This window comes from Sphaerisporangium sp. NPDC005289 (assembly GCF_040607455.1).
Taxonomy (GTDB): Bacteria; Actinomycetota; Actinomycetes; order Streptosporangiales; family Streptosporangiaceae; genus Sphaerisporangium; species Sphaerisporangium rhizosphaerae.
Map to the genome: position 1 here is coordinate 130,231 of NZ_JBEXGS010000007.1, position 19,604 is coordinate 149,834.

The window sequence follows — 19,604 nt, forward strand, 5'->3', positions numbered from 1 at the left end:
AGACTTGGAGCGCGGCACCCGGGCACCGCGGCGTCCCCCCGGCCCCCGGCGCCGTGCGCAGCGCCGCGGCGAGCCCGCGGTTCGGGCAAGCCGCAGGAACCGGAGGTCGGCGTGAAAACCCTTCTACTGCTCGTCGGACTGATCATCATCGTCAGCTGTGTGCTGATGCTGGCCCGCACCTACGTGGCCGACCGCGCGCGGCAGATCCCCGCCGCCGACCACCCCAAGGAGATCCTCAAGCGGCGCTACGCGGCGGGCGAGATCGACGAGGAGGAGTATCTGCGTCGGATGTCGGGTCTGTCGCAGGACTGGTAGCGCCCGCGCCGCGCCGGCGCAGCGCCTCGTAGCCCACCAGGTCGTCGGGCGCGGCGTCGGGGACCTCGGCGTCGAACCGGGCCAGGGTCCTCACCCGCGATGCCCCGGCGACCAGAGCGGCCATGGCGAGGGCAAAGACGATGTACATCAGTCCGACGCCGCGTCCCTCGCCCACCCCGATCACGGCGCCCACGCTCCCCGCGAGCGGCCCGCCGGGGGCGAGCAGCGGGTCGAACACCTGGCTCCCGTACGGCGCGACCAGCCCGAACCCGATCGGCAGCGTGGACCAGGCGATGAGGGTGTTGAGCGCGAACACCCGCCCGTGGAACCGCTGTGGCACCTTGACCTGCACGATCGTGGCGTAGATGCCGTTGACGACGGTCAGCGACAGGGCCATGCCGAACGCCCCGGCGGCGATGGTCAGCAGGTCCGGCCGCAGGCCGGTGACCAGGCAGAACGCCGCGAGCGCGAGCGTGCACGCCATCATGCCGGCAAGGCGCCGCCGCCGGGGGCCGCCCCAGACGGTCATGGCGAACCCGCCGGCCAGCACGCCGGCCCCGGAGACGAACGCGATATTGCCCGCGTCGGTCAGTGTGCCGAACGACAGCACCAGCGGCGAGATCAGCAGGAACAGCGGGGACAGGAAGATGTTGAGCGCGGCGAAGAACAGCAGCATGGCCCTGATCGAGGGGGTGCCCCAGCTGTACCGGAACCCGTTGGCGATCTCCGCCAGGACGGGTTCCTTGCGCTGCCAGGCCATGCTCGCGGGGAACCGGGTGACCAGCAGGACGGCGACGGCGAAGGCGTAGCTGGCGATGTCGATGACCACGATGCCGCCGAGGCCGATGGAGGCCATCAGCCCCACCGCGACCAGCGGGACGATCAACTGCGTCACGCCGTTGGCCATCTGCGCGACCCCGTTGGCATGGCCGAGATAGTGCTTGGGCACCAGCTGCGGGATGGAGGACCCGTACGCCAGGCGCTGGAACTGCAGCGCGACCGACAGGGCCACGATCAGCACATAGATGTGCCAGGTCGCGAGGTTGCCGGTCCACAGGAGGACGCCGAGCAGCGTCTGGACGCCGCCGGCCGCGATGTCGCCCGCCAGCATGACCCGCCGCCGGTCCGACCGGTCGACGATCGCGCCGGCCAGGGGGGCGACGAGCATGCCCGGCACCAGGCCGAGCACCGCGAACAGCGCGAAACGCACGAGCGAGCCGGTCTGCAGGTAGACCCAGATGGGGATGGCGAACTCGGTGAGCGCCGAGCCGGTCATCGACACCATCTGGCTCGCGGCCACGGTGACGAAGCGCTTCATGCTCGGCCGCGGGCCGCTCGCCGTCACCGGCCGTGCGGAGCGCGAGACGTCGTGCAGCCACCAGCCCGCCTCGCCGGCCTCGCCGGGCCCGCGCCGCTCCCGACCCGAGGGCCGCGCGGTGTCCAGGGTCCGGTGGACGCCGGTGACGATGTCGGCCAGCTCCCGCGCCCGATATTTCAGGAAGAAGTGCCCGGCCTCGGCCAGCACCACCACCGCCGAGGTGTCGGCGACGAAATGCCACTCGCGGAAGCGTTCCTGGTAGTACTCGGTGCTCGGGTCGCGCTCGCCCGCGATGGTGACGATGGGCGCGCGCAGCCGGTCGACGCCCTCGGCGAGCAGGCGCGTGTAGTGCGCCTCGGCCTCCTCCGAGTCCGCGCGCATGTTGCGGATGATGTGCCTGACCTGCCGGGGGTCCAGGTCGCCGAGCTCCAGGCCCCAGGAGATGAGCCAGTTGGTGTACTCCTGGTCCGAGCGCAGGAACTCCATCCGGGCGATCTTCGACAGGGCCTCCATCACGCGGTTGTCCGGCCGGGCGAAGGGGAACATCGCGCCGATGTGGACGACCTCCAGCTCGCGTCCCGCGGCCTCCAGCCGCCGCGCGATCTCCACGGTCAGCGCCGACCCGACGCCGCAGTGACCGTAGAGCGCGAGCGGCCCGTCGACCTTCGCGAGGATCTCGGCCACGCAGACCGAGGCCAAGGTGTCGAAGGGCAGCCGCTCCTCCTCGACGCCGAGATCGTGACCGGGGATGGCGACCGAGAACAGCCGGTGCCCCTCCGGCAGCGCGTCGGCCAAGGGCTGGTAGACCACCGCGCTCCCCCCGCCGTAGGGGACGCACACGTGCGACAGCACGCGCCGCTCGGCCGGGACGGGCCGCGTCAGCTCGTACAGCAGCCCCCGCGGGCCGCGCTCCGCGGCCGGGGTGTCCACCAGCGCGGCCAGCTCGCGCACCGTCGGGTTCTGGAACAGGTCCATCACCGAGACCCCCGCGCCGTGCGCCGCGCGCATCCCGGCGATCACCTGGGTGGCCAGCAGCGAGTGGCCGCCGAGGTCGAAGAAGTCGTCGTCGACGCCGATGCGCTCGACGCCGAGCACGGCGCGCCAGACGGCCGCGATCGACTCCTGGGTGCCGGGCTCGGGCGGCGCGAACGCCGTGGACTCCTCCCGCAGGAGCGCCGGGGCCGGCAGCGCCCTGCGGTCGAGCTTGCCGTTCGGCGACAGCGGCAGCGCCTCCAGCCGCACCAGCGCCGAGGGCACCATGTAGTCGGGCACGCGGAGCTTGAGCGCGGCGCGCAGCGGCGCCGTCTCGGCCTCGCCGACCAGGTAGGCGACGATGCGCTTGTCGCCGGGCCGGTCCTCGCGCACGACGACGGCGGCGTCGTTCACCCCCGGCTGCTCGCGCAGTACCGCCTCGATCTCGCCGGGCTCGATGCGCAGGCCGCGCACCTTGACCTGGGCGTCCAACCGGCCGAGGAAGTCGATCGTCCCGTCCGGGCGCCAGCGGGCCAGGTCGCCCGTCCGGTAGAGCCGCGCGCCCGGTGACCCGAACGGGTCGGGGACGAAGCGCTCCGCCGTCAACGACGGCCGGTCGTGGTAGCCGAGCGCGACCCCCACCCCGCCGATGTGCAGCTCACCGGGCACCCCGATCGGCACCGGCTCCATCCCGGCGTCCAGCACGTACAGGCGGATGTTCTGGATCGGCGCGCCGATCGGGACGCGGGCCAGGCCGGACAGCGCCGCCGGCTCGCAGGCCCACGCCGACACGTCGACGGCGGCCTCGGTGGGACCGTAGAGATTGTGCAGCTCGGCGGGCAGCGCCGCCCGGCACCTGAGCGCCAGGTCCGGCGGGAGCTCCTCGCCGCTGCAGATGATCGTCCGCAGCGACGTGCAGGCCCGCGCGCCGTCCTCGGCGAGGAACACGGCGAGCATCGAGGGGACGAAGTGCAGAGTGGTGACGCGCTCCGCGCGGATCAGCTCCGCCAGGTAGGCGGCGTCCTTGTGGCCGCCCGGCCGTGCCGGCACCAGACGCGCCCCGGCGAGCAGCGGCCAGAAGAACTCCCACACCGACACATCGAAGCTCGCGGGCGTCTTCTGCAGGACGGTGTCGCCCTCGCCGAGCACGAAGCGCTTCCGCATCCAGTCGAGCCGGTTGACGATGCCCCGGTGCGCGTTGGGCACTCCCTTCGGACGCCCGGTGGAACCCGAGGTGTAGATCATGTACGCGACGTCCCCGGGGTCCGCGCGGGGTGTTCCGGTGACGTCGCCGGCGGGCGCGGGTTCGGTGTGGTCGCCGGGAGGCCATTCCGCGGGGTCGTCGAGCGGCAGCGCCCGGGCGCCGCTCGGCGCCTCGGGGAGCGTCCCGCGAAGGCGCCGCTGGGTGAGGACGATCTGCGCGCCCGAGTCGGCGAGCATGAACGCCAGCCGGTCGGCCGGGTAGTCCGGGTCCAGCGGGACGTAGGCGGCGCCCGACTTCAGCACGCCGAGCAGCCCCGCGACCAGCTCGAGGGAGCGTTCGGCGCACACCGCCACCGGCGTCCCCGGCCCCGCCCCGAGCGAGCGCAGCCGCCGGGCGATCCGATCGGCCCACGCGCCGAGCTCGGCGTAGGTCAGCGAGGCGCCCTCGAAGGTGACGGCGATGCGGTCCGGCGTCCGGGCGATCTGCTCCTCGACCAGCCCGTGCAGGGTCGCGCCGGCGGGGAAGGGAGCGTCGGTGGCGTTGAAGCCGAGGGTCACCTGGGCGCGCTCGTCCTCGCCGAGGACGCCGATCTCCGACAGGCGCGCGCCGGGGCGGACGGCGACCGTACGCAGGAACATGGTCAGATGCGCCGCCATCCTGGCGACGGTGTCCGGCGCGAACAGGCCGGTGTTGTAGGTCAGCAGCAGGCCGAGGCCGCCTGCGTCCTCGCCCGCGTACAGCTCCAGGTCGTACCGGGTCGAGATCGCCTCCACAGGGAAGGGCGCGACGGCCGGCCCCTCGATCGGTCCACCGGCCGGACGCCCCTGGCCGCCGTAGTTCTGCATGGCGAAGATGGTCTGGAACAGCGGCGGCCGTGACACGTCGCGCGGCAGGTTCAGCTCCTGCACCAGCCGCTCGAACGGCAGGTCCTGGTGGGCGTAGGCGTCCAGGGCGGACTCCCTGGTGCGCGCCAGCAACTCGGTGAACGCCGGATCGCCCGACAGGTCCGCCCGCATGGTCAGCATGTTGACGAAGCAGCCGACCATGCCCTCCAGTTCGGGCCTGGACCTCCCGGCCACCGGGGAGCCCACCGCGAAGTCGTCCTGCCGGGCGTACCGCCCGAGCAGCGCCTGCCAGGCCGACAGCACCACCATGTGCAGTGTCGCGCCGTGGCGGGAGGCCAGGTCGCGCAGCGCCGCCGCCTCCTCGGCGGCGAGCCGGAAACCGTGCGACGCCCCGGTGAAGGTCTGCCGGTGCGGGCGGGGATGGTCGGTGACCAGATCGAGGGGTGGGAGCCCGGCCAGCCGCTCCCGCCAGTAGGGCAGGTCGCCGTCCCCGGCCGGGTCGCGCCGCTGCCACACCGCGAAGTCGCCGTAGTCGAGCGACGGACGCTCGACGGGAGCCGGTTCGCCGGGCGCGGGCTTACCCGCTGTGGGCTCGCCGGGAGCGGGTTCCACGGGGGAGAACCCGATGGGGGAGTGCTCGGCGGGAGAAGCACGCACCGCTTCAGGTCCGGCGGGCGCGGGTCCGGTGGGGGCGGGCCGGGCGGGGGCGGGGCCGCCGTGGGCGCGGGCCGCGTAGCGGGCGAGGATCTCCGAGGTGAGCAGGTCGCAGGACCAGCCGTCGCAGGCGATGTGGTGCACGGCCAGCGCCAGGACGTGGTCATCGGCGTCGAGCCGGATCAGCAGGGCCCGTAACAGGGGACCGGTGGCCAGGTCGAACGGCCGGGCGGCCAGCTCCTGGACCATCAGCCGGGCCTCCTGCTCGGAACCGGCCTCGGCGCGGGCGAGCCGCACGCCGGCGGACTCCTCGACCACGGCGGCCGGCCGGCCGTCGTCCCCGGCGGGGAAGCGGGTCCTCAGCGCCTCGTGCCGGTCGGCGACCTGGCCGACCGCCGTCGAAAGCGCCTCGGCGTCGACCGCGCCGCCCAGCCGCAGCGTGAGGACGATCGTGTAGGCGGCGGCCTCCGGCACGAGCTGGTCCATGAACCACAGCCGCTCCTGCGCGTACGAGAGCGGAGGGGCGGCACCGGCGGGCCGGGCCGGGATGAGGTCACGGGCTTGCGACCCCGGACGCCGCCGCAACCGCTGGGCGAGCAGCGCCTGCTTGGCCGCGCTGAGCGTGGCGGGGTGCGTCCCGCCCAGCTGAACCGCGGTCCCTTCCGAAACGCCGGGGGGACTCTGCCCTCTCTGGACTCCTGTCACAGGCTCGGCCATCGGATGTCCGGGGCGCGGTCCCCGGCTCGCGCCGAGGGGGAGCCGGCCCCGCCCTCCCTTCGCTTCGCGGGTGCGCCCGGAGATGCCGGACGGGATGTCGCCGGACGGGATGTCGCCGGACGGAGTATCGCCGGACGGAGTATCGCCGGACGGGGTGTCGCCGGACGGGGTGTCAAGGTCGGCATGTCAGGGTCGGCACGTCGGGTCGGCACGTCATGGCCGGGGCTCCGCCGGAGCGTCCTGGGCGGCGGACAGCAGCCGTTCGGTCTCCTCGTCGCTCAGCCCGCTGATCTCCGCGATCAGGAGCTCCTCGAGCACGGCCGCCAGCGCGGCGGCCGTGGGGTGCGCGAACAGCTCCTTGATCGGGACGTCGAGCTCGGCGATCGACCGGATCCTCGACATCACCCGGACGGCGTGCAGCGAGTGGCCGCCGATGGCGAAGAAGTCGTCCCCCGCGCCGATCTCGTCCAGGCCGAGGACCTCCGCCCAGATGGCGGTGACGAGATGCTCCGCGTCGGTCCGCGGCGGGACGAACGCGACGGCCGGGTCCCGCTGGAAGCGCGGCGCGGGCAGCGCCCGCGCGTCGACCTTCCCGCCCGGCGTCAGCGGCAGCCGGTCCAGCGGGACGACCACGCCCGGCACCAGGTGGCCGGGCAGGGCCCGCGCCGCGTGGGCGCGCACCTCGTCGGGCGCGGCGGAGCCGACGACGTAGGCGACCAGGGTGTCGTCCCTGGCGACCACCGCCGCCTGCGAGACGCCCGGGTGCAGGAGCAGCCGCGCCTCGACCTCGCCCGGCTCCACCCGGTGCCCGCGGACCTTCACCTGGTCGTCCAGGCGGCCGAGGAACTCAAGGGTCCCGTCGCGCCGCCACCGCGCCCGGTCACCGGTGCGGTACAGCCGGGCGCCCGGAGGCCCGTACGGATCGGGGACGAACCGGGCCGTCGTGAGCTCTGGGAGCCCGAGGTACCCGTCGGCCAGGCCGTCGCCACCGACGCACAGCTCCCCGGGCACCCCTGTGGGGACCAGGGAGAGATCGTCGGCCAGGACGTGGACCCGGGTGCCGCTGAGGGGCCGTCCGATCGGCGGGCGGTGGTCGCCGTCCCGCAGTTCGGCCCAGGTCGCGATGATCGTCGCCTCGGTCGGCCCGTAGGTGTTGACCAGCCGGACGGCGTCCCCGAACCGCGACAGCCACGCGCCGACGGCGGGCGCCGCCACCTGCTCGCCGCCGAGGATCACCAGCCGCAGCCGCGACGGCCAGCGGATCTCCTCCAGCACCTCGACGAGCCGGTGCCAGTACGACGTGGGCAGGTCCAGCACGCTGATCTCCGGGTCGCGCGCCAGCACGTCGGGCAGCGACTCGGGGCCGTCGGGCAGCAGGACGAGAGTCGCACCGGTCGCGAGCGCCGGCCACACCTCCTCCGCGTGGGTGTCGAAGCCGAGCGAGGAGAACTGCACCACCCGGTCGCCGGGGCCGAGCCCGTACGCCCTGGTCATCCACCCGACCCGGACGTCCAGCGCGCGATGCCCGACGGCCACTCCCTTCGGAGCCCCGGTCGACCCGGAGGTGTAAAGCACGTAGGCCGTGCCGGCGTCCACCGGAGCGCCATGTCCGTCACGAGCGCCGTGCCCTTCTAGAGCGCTGCGCCCGTTACGAGCGCCGTGTCCGTCGGGAGCGTTGTGCCCGGCCGGAGTGGCGTGTCCGCCGGGGTTCGAGGCGGCGTGTCCATCGGGAACGCCCTGCCGGTGCGGGGACTCGGGAGCCTCGCGCGCGGTCACTCCGTCCGGGGTGACCACATGGCGCACCCCCGCGCCGGACGCCATCAGCTCAAGCCGCTCTCCCGGGTAGGCCGGGTCCAGCGGCACGTACGCCGCCCCGGCCGTCCACACGGCCACGAGCGCGATGATCGCGTCCACGGAACGGGGCATGCTCACCCCGACGAGGTCTCCGGGCCGCATGCCGGCCTCGCGCAGTCGCGCCGCCAGCGCGTTCGCCCGGCCCACCAGTTCGCCGTAGGAGACCACGGTCGCGCCGCACACGAGGGCCGCCGCCCGCGGCCACAGGCGGGCGGCCCGGGCCACGGCCGCGAGCACGCCTTCGGGTGCTTCCACCGCGCCACCGGTCTCAGGCGGTCCCCCGGAACCGTCGTGGTCAGCCGGTTCCCCATGGGGGACGTGAGCGTCCGGTCCCTGGAAGCGGTCGTCGGCACCTGGTTCCCCATGGTGGACGCCGGCACCTGGTTCCCCATGGTCGACGTGGACGTCCGGTCCCTGGATGTGGTCGTCGGCACCCGGTCCCGTAGAGCCGGCGTCGGACCAGGGCGCTGCCGGGTCGTCGTCGCGGCACCGTTCGGCCGGGCCGCCGTCGGACCAGGCGAGCAGCCGTTCCCGCTCTCCGGGAGCCAGCAGCGGCAGCCGCATGACCGGCTCCCCCGGGGCGTCGGCGATCCGCTCCAGCAGCACCATCCAGCGGTCGGCGAGCAGTTCCACGGTCTCGATGTCCAGCACCTGGGCGTTGTGACCGAACACCGAGACGTCCCCGAGCTGGTCGAGGAGGAGGTCGAACTTCGCCTGCCGGAACCCCGGGTCCACCGCCTCCACCTCGACACCGGTGAGCGCGCCGGCGGCGGCGACCGGGTCACCGGCGCTCTGCAACGTGAACAGCGTCTGGAACAGCGTCATGCCGGGCTCCCGGCCGTTCCGCGCGCCCGCCGCGAGCTGTTCCAGGGGCACCGGACGGTGCTCGTAGGCGGCCAGGACGCTCTCACGGGTCCGGGCCAGCACCTCGCGGAACGTGGGATCGCCGGAAAGGTCGCCGCGCAGCACGAGCGTGTCGCTGAAGTAGCCCACCAGCGGCTCCAGCTCGACCCGGTCGCGCCCGGCGACGGGCGAGCCCACGCACACGTCGGACTGCCCGCTGTGCCGGCACAGCAGCACCTGGTAGGCGGCGAGCAGCACCATGAACAGCGTGCACCGCTCCTCGCGCGCCAGCGCGGCCAGCCGGTCGAGCAGGCCGGGCGCGGCGCGGCGGACGACGAAGCCCCCGGCGGACGAGCGCGAGTCCGGACGGGGCCGGTCCAGGGGCAGATCGAGGACGGGCGCGTCCGCCAGCCGGTCACGCCAGTACGTCAGAAGGTCCGGCGACATTCCGGCGTCCCGCTCCGCGCGAGCGTGGTCGGCGTAGGTGAGCGGCAACGGCGGCAGCGCTGCGGGCTCCCCTCGCACGAACGCGTTGTAGAGCACGGCCAGCTCGGACATCAGCACGTCGAGAGACCAGCCGTCCCCGGCGATGTGGTGCAGGACCACACTCAGCACGTGGTCGTCGGGGGAGACGCGAAGCAGGCCTGCCCGCAGGGGCGCGTCCACGGTCAGGTCGAAGGGCGCGTTCGTCCGCTCGGCCACGAGCGCGGCCAGACGTCCTTCCCCCGGTCCGGCGTCGACCGTCTCAAGGACCGGCGACGACGGCGGGTGGACGCTCTGGACGGGCCCCGTCTCCGTCACGGGGAAGCGGGTCCTCAGGGGCTCGTGCCTGCGCGCCAGCTCGTCGAAGGCCCTGGACAGCGAGGCGACGTCCAGCCGGCCGCGCAGGCGCAGGGCGAGGAACATGTTGTAGGAGGCGTCGCCGGGGTCCAGGCGGTTCAGGAACCACAGCCGCTCCTGCCCGAAGGTGAGCGGAGCCGCTCGCCGCGCGTCGGTCATCTAGGTCCCCCGGGAGCTGATCGCCGCCACCACGCCGGCGATCGTCGGTGTGTCGTAGAAGACCCGCAGCGGCAGGTCCACGTCGAGCCGCCGGCGGACGCGGGCCGCCAGGCGGGTGATCGTCAGCGAGTGGCCGCCCAGGTCGAACAGGTTCTCGTCCGGGCCCGCGCCGTCCAGGCGCAGCACGTCGCACCAGATGTCGTGGACCGCCCGGCTGATCGGATCGTCCCCGAGCGCGCGGCCGGGCGTCCGCGCCGCCGCCGGACGGGCCTCGGGCAGCGCCGACCGGTCGACCTTGCCGTTGGGGGTCAGCGGCAGCGCGTCCAGCCACACCACCAGGTTCGGCACCATGCCCGCCGGCAGCGTCCGCGCGCAGTGCTCCCGCACCTCCTCGCCCCGCACCTCCTCGCCCTGCGGCCCATCGGCCCCGGCGTCCTGCGGGCCGGCGTCGCCGGGTGCGGCGGCCGGGGTGGCGACGAGGTAGGCCACGAGCGTGTCGTCGCGCACGGTGACCGCGGCCTGCCCGATCCGCGGGTGGCGCAGCAGGCAGGCCTCGACCTCGGCCGGCTCGACCCGGTGCCCGCGCACCTTCATCTGGTCGTCGAACCTGCCGAGGAACACCAGCGTCCCGTCCGCGCGCCACCGCACCCGGTCTCCGGTGCGGTAGAGCCTGGCGCCGGGGGGCCCGAACGGGTCGGGCACGAAGCGCTCCGCCGTCAGCGACGGCTTGCCGAGGTATCCGTGGGCGAGCCCCGCCCCGCCGATCAGCAGCTCGCCGGGCACGCCGGGCGGCACGAGGTTCATGGCCGCGTCGACGACGTACACGGTGGTGTTGGCGATGGGCCGGCCGATGCCGCCCTCGCCGGGGGAGGGGGGCACCTCCCAGGCGGTCGACCAGATCGTCGTCTCGGTCGGGCCGTACACGTTGACCAGCCGCGCGACCTTCGATCGCAGCTCCTCGGCCAGCGGGGCCGGCAGCGCTTCGCCTCCGGTGAGCGCGGTCACCGCCGCGCCGTCGAAGTCGCCGCCCGCGAGCACCAGGCGCCAGCCCGACGGCGTCGCCTGGACGTGCGTCGCCCGTGCGGGACGCGCGGAACAGGCGCCGGGCGGGCCATCGCCCGTCAGGCCGCCGATGCCGGCGGCTCCGTCGACCACGGCCACCCGGCCGCCGGTGACCAGCGGCAGGTAGAGCTCCAGCGCCGAGATGTCGAACGCCATCGACGTCGCCGCGCTCCACACCTGGCCCGGACGCGCGTCCAGCAGCGAGCGCATCCCCCACAGGAAGTTCGTCAGCGCGCGGTGGGGCACCGCGACCCCCTTGGGTGACCCCGTCGACCCGGAGGTGTACATGACATAGGCCAGGTCGTCGGGGCCGGGGACGTCATGGCCCGCGTCCACCCGGCCGCCGCGCCCGCTGTCGCCGACCCATCCGCCGACCCATCCGTCGACCCGCCCGCCGTCGACCCGCCCGTCGCCGTCGCCGGTCCACGCGTCGTCATCGCCGTCATCGCCGGCCCGTCCGTCATCGCCGGCCCGTCCGTCATCGCCGGCCCGTCCGCCGTCGTCGGCCCGTTCGTCGTCGTCACCCGCCCGGACCAGGACGGAGGTGAACCCGCCGTGGGGCAGCCGCTCCTCGAGCTCCTCGCCGGTCACCACCACCGTCGCCCCGCAGTCGGCCAGCACGTAGGCCACGCGGGCCGGAGGAAAGGCCGGGTCCAGCGGGACGTAGGCGGCGCCCGCCTTCATCACGGCGAGCAGGGCGACGACCATCTCGGCCGACCGGTCGAGGTGCACGCCGACGAGCGATCCCCGGGCCGCCCCGGCGGCGCGCAGGCGCTCGGCGAGCCGGTCGGAACGGGCGGCCAGCGCGGCGTAGGTCAGAGCCCGCGTGGCGTCGCTCACCGCGACGGCGTGCGGGGTGTCGCGGGCTTGGGCCGCGAACAGTTCGGGCACGGTCGCGGCGGGCACCGGGGTGGCCGTGGCGTTCCAGGTCCGCAGGACCCGCTCGTACTCGTCGGCGGGCATGACCGCGAGCCGCGATACCCGCTCGGCCGGATCCGCCGCGACCGACCTCAGCACCGTCTCGTAGCGGCGGGCCAGCCCGGCGATGGTCGCGGCGTCGAACAGGTCGGTGTTGTAGGTGAAGGCGAGGAACAGCCCATCGGCGTCACGGGTGAGGTCCAGCGACAGGTCCGTCTTGGTGTACCGGAAGCCCGGCGGAAAGGACTCGACCCGCAGATCGGGCAGGCTGAGCCGTCCGTGCTCGGCGTCGGCCTGGTTCTGCTGGATGAACATCGTCTGGAACAGCGGGGTGCGGCCGAGGTCGCGCGGGACCCGCAGTTCCAGCAGCAGCCGCTCGAACGGCACGGCCTGGTGGGTGAGGGCGCCGAGCGTGTCCTTGCGCACGCGGCGGAGCAGGTCGGAGAAGGACGGGTCTCCGTCGAGGTCGGCGCGCAGGACCAGGGTGCTGGAGAAGAACCCGATGGCGGGCTCCAGGTCGGTCTCGCCGCGCCCGGCCACCGAGGAGCCGACGGCGAAGCCGGTCTGCCCGGTGTGGCGGGACAGCAGCACCTGGTAGGCAGCGAGCAGCGTCATGAACGGCGTGCACCGATGCTCGCGGGCGACCTGCTCGACGGCCTCGGCGACCTCCAGGGGGACGCGCGTCACATGGACGGCGCCGCGGGTGGTCCGCTCGGCCGGCCGGGGCCGGTCGGCGGGCGGTTCCAGGGGCGGAACGCCGGCCAGCCGCTCCTTCCAGTACGCCAGGTCGCCCGCCCCGTCGTCGTCCTGGACGGCGCGCACATACTCGGCGTACTGCCGGGGAAGCGGCGGCAGCGGCGAGGGCTCACCCCGGCGGAACGCCGCGTACAGCGCGGACAGCTCGCGGTACAGCACGTTCAGCGACCAGCCGTCGGCGACGATGTGGTGCACGACGAGGCACAGCACGTGCTCCTCGGCGGACAGGCGAAGCAGCGAGACCCGCAGCGGCGGCGCCTGGGCGAGGTCGAACGGCCGGTTGGTCCGCTCGGCCACCAGGTCGAGCGCCCGCCCCTCCCGGTCGTCGCCGGGGAGCGCCGACAGATCCAGGTGCTCGACGGGAACCGGCGCCGGCGCCAGAACCTGCTGGACGGGGCGCTCCTCGCCGCGGAAGCGGGTGCGGAGGGTCCCGTGGCGGGAGACGATCTCGTCCAGGGCCCGGCCGAGGGCATCGATGTCGAGGGCACCGCGCAGGCGCTCGGTGACGAAGATGTTGAAGGACGCGTCGGCGGGGTCGAACCGCTGGAGGAACCACAGCCGTTCCTGCCCCGCGGACAACGGCGCCTCGTCCACCACCCACCGACCGTCGTCCACCACCCGCCGACCGTCGTCCACCACCCGCCGACCGTCGTCCACCACCCGCCGACCGTCGTCCACCACCTGCGGACCGTCGTCCGGCGCCCACCGGCCATCGTCTCGCGCCGGCCCGGCGCCGTCCGGCGCGGACCGGCCGTCGTCGATCGCGGGCCGCGCGGGGTCGTCGCCGGGCTGGGACGGTTCCTCGGTGAGCGGCGGCCGGTAGGCGAGCCGGCGCGCGAGCAGGGACCGGTGCCGCGATGACAGAGAGGCGCCCTCGCCGGAGTCGGCGGGCTTCGATGGTGAGGCCACGGTGAGCTCGTCTTTCAGCGGTCCGGTTTCCTCCTCGGTGGGAGGCGGCGCGGTGCAGCGGATATGTCGCCTCGAAGGCATTGTGCGCGAGAAAACGCACTTACGCGGTATCGAACAATGAGCCGTACGCTATGAACGCGAAATGGGAATTGTCAATACTCGCTCGATCTTCTCGAACGGTCGCCGGTCCAGTGCGCTCCGTCGCCGTCGCCGGTCGTCGGTTGCCGTCCCGGTCGGTCGTTCGCGTCCGCCGCCCGACGTCCGTGACCGTGGGCGTATCGCCTCGTGAACCCCTGGAACCAAGGACTTCGCGCTCGCGGACCCTTGACACGGCTGCGGCCACAGCGCAATATGGGAGCGCTCCCAAGGGGGGCTGTCCGCCAGCCGAAAAGGCGGCGAAACGGGGAGTGAACGCCTGCTTCATCAGGGGCCGGGCGCTCGGAGTTCATGAATCACATGCTCCACCACAGGGGAAGACGGTCGTTCTCCGATTGAGGTCCGCGCCGGCCCGGGTGACGCCGCAATTTCGCACGCGCGCATTACTCGGAGGTGCATTGTGCGTGCCGCAGAACCGGATTCGGACGCCCCGCGTCCGAATTCCGCCGCCCCGCGACCGGATTCCGGCGTTCTGCGACCGAATTCGGACGCCCTAGGTCCGGTCTCCGGCCGGCGCCCACCCGCCGAACCCCCCACGCCGGCAGAGCTGGGAGACCCCGCCACGCACGTGCCTCCGACGCCGACGCCCGCCAAGCGCGTCAAGCCCGCCAACCGCGCCGGGCGTGCGAGGACCGCGCCTGTCCTCCCCGTCATCTCGACCGTGCCGGGGCTGCTGGCCGCCCGCGCCGCGGCCGAACCCGCGGGCGTCGCGCTGACCGTCCACGACGTCGGTTCGCTCACCTTCGCGGAGTGGGACCGCCGCTCGGACGAGGCGGCGCTGGGCCTGCTCCGCCGCGGGCTGCGGCACGGAGACCGGGTCGGCCTCGTCTTCGGCGAGAACGAGTGGATCGACTACGCCATCGCCTACTGCGCCGCGCAGAAGGCCGGGGGTGTCGCGGTGCCGCTGGCGGCCGCCCTGCCCCCGGGCGAGCTGCACCGGCTGCTCGCGCACAGCTCGGCGGCGGCCGTCGTCCACGGCGCGGGACGGACTCCGCCACAGGCGGACCTGTGGACGGTGACCCTTTCCGACCTCAGCCCCGGCGCGGACGGCACCCCCAGCGTGGACGGCGATGTAGGCGTGAACGGCGGCTCCGGTGTCCGGGGCCTGGACGAGGTGTCGGTCCGGCCGGGGGACGCCGCGCAGATCCTCTACACCTCCGGCACGACGGGGGAGCCGAAAGCGGTCGTGGCGAGTCACGCCAACCTGACCTTCGGCTGCTCGCGCGACCCGCGCCGCCGCCCGCTCGCCCACTCCCGGTACTTCCTGCACGCGTTTCCGATCGGCACGAACGCGGGGCAGACGATGCTGATCAACGCGCTGGACGCCCGTCCGGGCGCGTTGACCCTGCCGCGTTTCACGGCCGCCCGGTTCGCCCGGCTCATCGAGACCTACCGGGTCGGGACCGTCTTCCTCGTCCCCTCCATGGCGATCGAGCTGCTCAACTCCGGCGTGACAGATAAGTACGACATGTCGAGCGTGCTGCTGCTCGGGTCCACCGCGGCGGCCCTGGCACCGTCCGTCGCCACGGCGCTCACGGCGGCCTTCCCCCGGGCGACCATCGTCAACTACTACACCTCGACCGAGGCCGCCCCGGCCCAGACGACCATGGTCTTCGACCCCGCGCGGCCGGACTCGGTGGGCCGGCCGGCCTCCGGCGGGACCCTGATGATCTCCGACGGCGAGGGCCCCGTCCCGCCGGGGACGCCCGGTGAGGTCTGGCTGCGCTCGCCGACCGATCCCCGCAGCTACGACCGGGACGGCGACGCCGCCGGGAGGGTGTTCCGCGACGGGTGGGTGCGCATGGGCGACATCGGCCATCTCGACCAGGACGGCTACCTGTACCTGCTCGACCGCGAGAGCGACATCATCAAGTCGGGCGCGTTCAAGATCTCGACCCTGCGCATCGAGGCGGCGCTCCACGAGCATCCGGCCGTCGCCGAGGCGGCCGTGTTCGGCGTGCCGCACCCCGTCATGGGCTCCGCCGTCGCGGCCGCCGTCGTCCCCCGCGCCGAGCCGGCCTCGACCCCCGCGACCGTCCAGGACTCCGCGATCGTCCAGGACTCCGCGATCGTCCAGGACTCCGCGACCGTCCAGGACCCCGAGCCCGCCTCGAATGCCGTGGCCACTGCGGACCTGACGGGCGAATCGGACGCCGGAGATGTCCGGGACTCCGCGATGGTCCAGGCGGCGAGGGTGGTCCAGGGGACCGGGGTCTCCACCTCCGAGTTGCGGGCCTTCCTCGCCGACCGGCTCGCCGGCCACGAACTGCCGGCCCGATGGCTGGTCCTCCCCTCCCTGCCCAAGAACGCCGCGGGAAAGGTACTCAAACGCGAACTGCGGACGCTCCTCGCTACCCCGGAAGGCGACCATGCCGCGCACTCCTCTTGACACCCATCCGCCCGCCTCGTTCGCCCAGCACGGCATCTGGATCACCGAGCGGACCGGCGCGGCCGGGGACGCCTACCGCATGCCGCTGGTCGTCACGTTCGAAGGCGGCCTGGATGTCGAGGCGATGCGCGGGGCGTGCCAGGCGGTCCTCGCCCGGCACCCGGTGCTCGCGACCGTGCCGGTCGAGCGGGACGGCGAGGTCCGCCTGGTCCCCGCGGACGTCCCGCCGTCCGTCGAGCTCCATGACCTCTCCGGTCAGGCCGGAGGGGACCCCGACGCCGCCGTGCGGGCGCACGTCGAGCGGGCCTTCGACCTGGACCGGGGCCCGCTGGCGGACTTCGCCGTCCTCACGCTGAGCCCGGTGCGCCACGTGCTCGTCTTCACCGCGCACCACCTGGTCTTCGATGGGATGTCCAAGGACGTCCTGGTGCCAGACCTCGCCGCCTGTTACCGGGAGCGCGTCACCGGCGCCCCGGCCGGCCTGCCCGTCCTCACCGGCTCCTACGCCCGGTATGTGGCGGAGGAGCGCGAGGAGGTCGCCGCGAGCCGGGACGAGGCCGCCGCGTTCTGGCGGTCCCGGTGGAGCGACCCCCGCGAGCCCATCCTCCCCGGCCCCGCCCGGGCCGTGCGGGCGGCCGAACCCGGCGAGACGATCGAGGTCGTGCTCGACGACATCGCCCGCGCCGCCACGGCGCTCGGCGTGACCGACTTCGAGTTCCTGCTCGCCGCCCTGCACGCCCTGCTGCGCCGCTACGGCAACGAGCAGGTCGTCGTCGCGGTCGACATGTCCACCCGGACGGCCGGCACCCGCGACCTGGTCGGCCTGTTCGTCAACGAACTGCCGGTCGTGACCCGTCCCGCGCTCGACATGACCTTCGCCGAGTTCGCCGGCGCCGTCCGCGATGAACTGCGGCAGGTGTACCGGTTCCGCCGCGTGCCGCTCACCCAGGCCGTCGGCGGCATCGCGCCGCGCGCCGCGCTCGCGCCCGTCTCCCTCAGCTACCGCGAACGCGACCCCGACCCGGTCTTTCCCGGGCTCGACGTCACCGTCGAATGGACGGTGTTCAGCGGGGCGGCCCGCAACACCCTGCACATCCAGGCGGTCGGCTCCTCCGCCGGGCTCACCCTCGGCTTGCAGTTCAGCCCGGACGCCGTAGCCCCGCGCACGGTCCAGGCGCTGGCCGGGCATCTGCGCACCGTGATCGAGAGCCTCGCGGACCGGCCCGACCTGCGCGTGGGCGACCTTCCTGTGCTGACCCCGCAGGAACGGGAGGCCTTGGAGGGGTGGAACGCCACCCGCAGGACCTTCCCCGACCTCACCGTGACCGAGCTGTTCGAGCGGCGCGCCCGGGCGGCCCCGGACGCCGTGGCGGTCGTGTCCGGTGACCGTGAGGTGACCTACGCCGAGCTGGACGCGGCCGCCGGCCGGCTGGCGGGAGCGCTGCGGGAACGCGGCATGGGCCCGGGCAAGGTCGTCGCCCTCCACCTGGAGCGATCGCCGGAGATGGTCGCCGGCGTGCTGGCCGTCCTGAAGGCGGGCGCCGCCTATCTGCCGCTGGATCCGGCCTACCCCGCCGAGCGGCTCGCCTTCGTCCTGAGGGACGCGCAGGTCTCCCTAGTCCTGGCCCCGGAGCGGCTCGGCGGCCCGCCCTGCGTCACCGGCGCCCCGGATCTGTCCGGCATCATCGGCCCGCCGAACGAGCAGGACACCCCGAACACGCCGAACGGACATGACACGCCGAACGGGCGGTACACGTCGATCACATCGGACACGTCCGCGACCTTGGCCGGCGATCCTCCCCAGCCGCTCGGTGACACCGAGGCGCCCATGCCGGTGCCGGTGCTGGAGCTCGGGGAGCTGGCCTCCTGGCCCGGCGCGGCCGGCCCCGTGAACCTGGCGTCCCCGGCCTCCGGCGACCTCGCGTACGTCATCTACACCTCCGGATCCACCGGCCGGCCCAAGGGCGTCGAGGTGGAACACCGCTCGCTGACCAACCTCCTGCTCGCCATGCGCGACGAGCTCGGAGCAGGTGACGGGGACGTGTGGCTCGGGCTGACCACCCTGGCGTTCGACATCTCGGCGCTGGAACTGCTACTCCCGCTGATCACAGGGAGCCGGGTCGTCGTCGTGCCCGAGGCGAGCACCAGGGACGGCGCCGCGCTGCGACGGCTGATCGAGGCCGAGTCCGTCACCCACGCGCAGGCGACGCCGTCGAGCTGGCGGCTGCTGCTGGACGCGGGGTTCGACGCGCCGGGCCTGGTCGCGCTGAGCGGAGGTGAGCCGCTGCCGTTGCCGCTGGCACGGGAGCTGCGCGACCGGGTGGGCCGTCTGGTCAACGTCTACGGCCCGACGGAGACCACGGTGTGGTCGTCCATCGCGGAGATCCCGCAGACGCCGGCCGAGGTCACCATCGGCGGCCCGCTCGCCAACACCACGATCCGCCTGCTGGACGAGCGCCTGGCGCAGGTCCCCGTCGGGGTCCCGGGCGAGATCTGCATCGGCGGGGACGGGGTCGCCCGCGGGTACCGGGACCGTCCCGAGCTGACGGCCGCACGCTTCCCGCAGGACCCTCACGGCCCGCCGGGAGCGCGGCTGTACCGCACGGGCGACCTCGGCAGGAGACGGCCGGACGGGCTGATCGAGTTCCTGGGCAGGGCCGACTCCCAGGTCAAGATCCGCGGTCACCGCGTCGAGCTGGGCGAGATCGAGGCCAGGCTGCTGGAGCACCCGCTCGTCGCCGAGGCCGCCGTGGTCCTGCGGGAGGACGAGCAGCGCCTGGTCGCCTACGTCGTCCCGAAGACGGCCCCGTCGGCCCCGTCCAACGCGTCGGACGTGTCGACTCCGTCAGACCGGTCGGCTCCGTCGGCTCCGTCGGCTCTATCAGACGCGTCGGTCCCGCCGGCTCCTTCGGACCCGGAGACGGCGTCGGACCCGGAGACGGCGTCGGACCCGGAGACGGCGTCGGACCCGGAGACGGCGTCGGGCCCGGAGATGAGCGCCCGGTTGCGCGAGCACCTGGCACGGGTGCTGCCGGGCGTCATGGTGCCGGGCGTCTTCGTCGAGTTGGAGCGCCTGCCGCTGACTCCGGCGCGCAAGCTCGACCGTGCCGCCCTGCCCGATCCGCCGTCGCGTACCGCCCCGCAGTCCCCGCCACCGGCCGAGACCGATCCCTTGGTGGCCGAGGTCACCCGCATCTGGGAGGAGGTGCTGCGGTTCGACGGCATACGGCCCGACGAGGACCTGTTCGAGCTCGGTGGCCATTCGCTGACCGTCACCCAGATCGCGAGCCGCATCCGCAAGCACCTCGGGGTGGACGTCGACCTGGACGTCTTCTTCGACACCCCTACCATCGACGGCGTGGTACACGCGATCAGATCGTCCGGACAGGAGATGACATGACCGACTCTGATGACACGCCGGCGGCCCTGGACGCCGCGACGGTGCGCAGGCGCGTCGCCGACATGGTGGTGACGGCCTCGGACGGCGAGATCGCCGCCGAGGAGGTGCTGCGGCCGGGCGTCTCGTTCACCGCGGCCGGGGTGACGTCGCTGACCACCCTGCGCCTGATCGACGCGATCGAGGAGGAGTTCGGGGTGGAGGTCGAGTTGGGCCGCGACGTGAGCTTCCTCGACGGCCTGGACTCTTTGGTGGCCCACATCCTCGACGCCTCGGCCGCCCACCGGTGAGCGGCC

Annotated in this window: 7 protein-coding genes; 4 read left to right on the plus strand and 3 right to left on the minus strand. The window is 73.9% G+C overall.

Annotated features, from left to right (window positions below):
* The first annotated feature begins 111 nt into the window (after positions 1-111).
* Positions 112-315 (plus strand): SHOCT domain-containing protein, encoded by a 204-nt coding sequence (locus tag ABZT47_RS14720; protein ID WP_354840957.1) that lies wholly within the window; start codon positions 112-114, stop codon positions 313-315.
* Here the strand turns inward: ABZT47_RS14720 and ABZT47_RS14725 are convergent.
* The 3 genes from ABZT47_RS14725 to ABZT47_RS14735 form a co-directional block, all read right to left on the minus strand.
* The gene (locus tag ABZT47_RS14725) at positions 236-6,025 is read right to left on the minus strand and encodes an amino acid adenylation domain-containing protein (protein ID WP_354840960.1); all 5,790 of its coding nucleotides are present in this window, start codon (positions 6,023-6,025) and stop codon (positions 236-238) included. The genes ABZT47_RS14720 and ABZT47_RS14725 overlap by 80 nt on opposite strands.
* Positions 6,026-6,238: 213 nt before the next feature.
* Complete coding sequence (locus ABZT47_RS14730; RefSeq protein WP_354840962.1) at positions 6,239-9,721, minus strand: amino acid adenylation domain-containing protein; 3,483 nt, start codon at positions 9,719-9,721, stop codon at positions 6,239-6,241.
* Positions 9,722-13,366 carry a condensation domain-containing protein gene (locus ABZT47_RS14735; protein WP_354840965.1) on the minus strand — a complete coding sequence of 1,215 codons (3,645 nt, stop codon included), beginning with the start codon at positions 13,364-13,366 and terminating at the stop codon, positions 9,722-9,724.
* 724 nt (positions 13,367-14,090) lie between these two features.
* On the opposite strand from ABZT47_RS14735, the gene ABZT47_RS14740 reads away from it, so the two are divergent.
* The 3 genes from ABZT47_RS14740 to ABZT47_RS14750 are packed head-to-tail and all read left to right on the plus strand — an operon-like array spanning position 14,091 to position 19,598.
* Positions 14,091-15,911, plus strand: coding sequence for a class I adenylate-forming enzyme family protein (locus tag ABZT47_RS14740; RefSeq protein ID WP_354840968.1), 1,821 nt, complete (start codon positions 14,091-14,093; stop codon positions 15,909-15,911).
* Positions 15,892-19,311 (plus strand): amino acid adenylation domain-containing protein, encoded by a 3,420-nt coding sequence (locus ABZT47_RS14745; protein WP_354840970.1) that lies wholly within the window; start codon positions 15,892-15,894, stop codon positions 19,309-19,311. Before ABZT47_RS14740 ends, ABZT47_RS14745 begins: the two co-directional genes overlap by 20 nt.
* Entirely contained in the window at positions 19,308-19,598 is a 291-nt protein-coding gene (locus ABZT47_RS14750; RefSeq protein ID WP_354840973.1) for a phosphopantetheine-binding protein, read from the plus strand. The genes ABZT47_RS14745 and ABZT47_RS14750 overlap by 4 nt, the downstream gene beginning before the upstream one ends.
* The last annotated feature ends 6 nt before the right edge of the window (positions 19,599-19,604 follow it).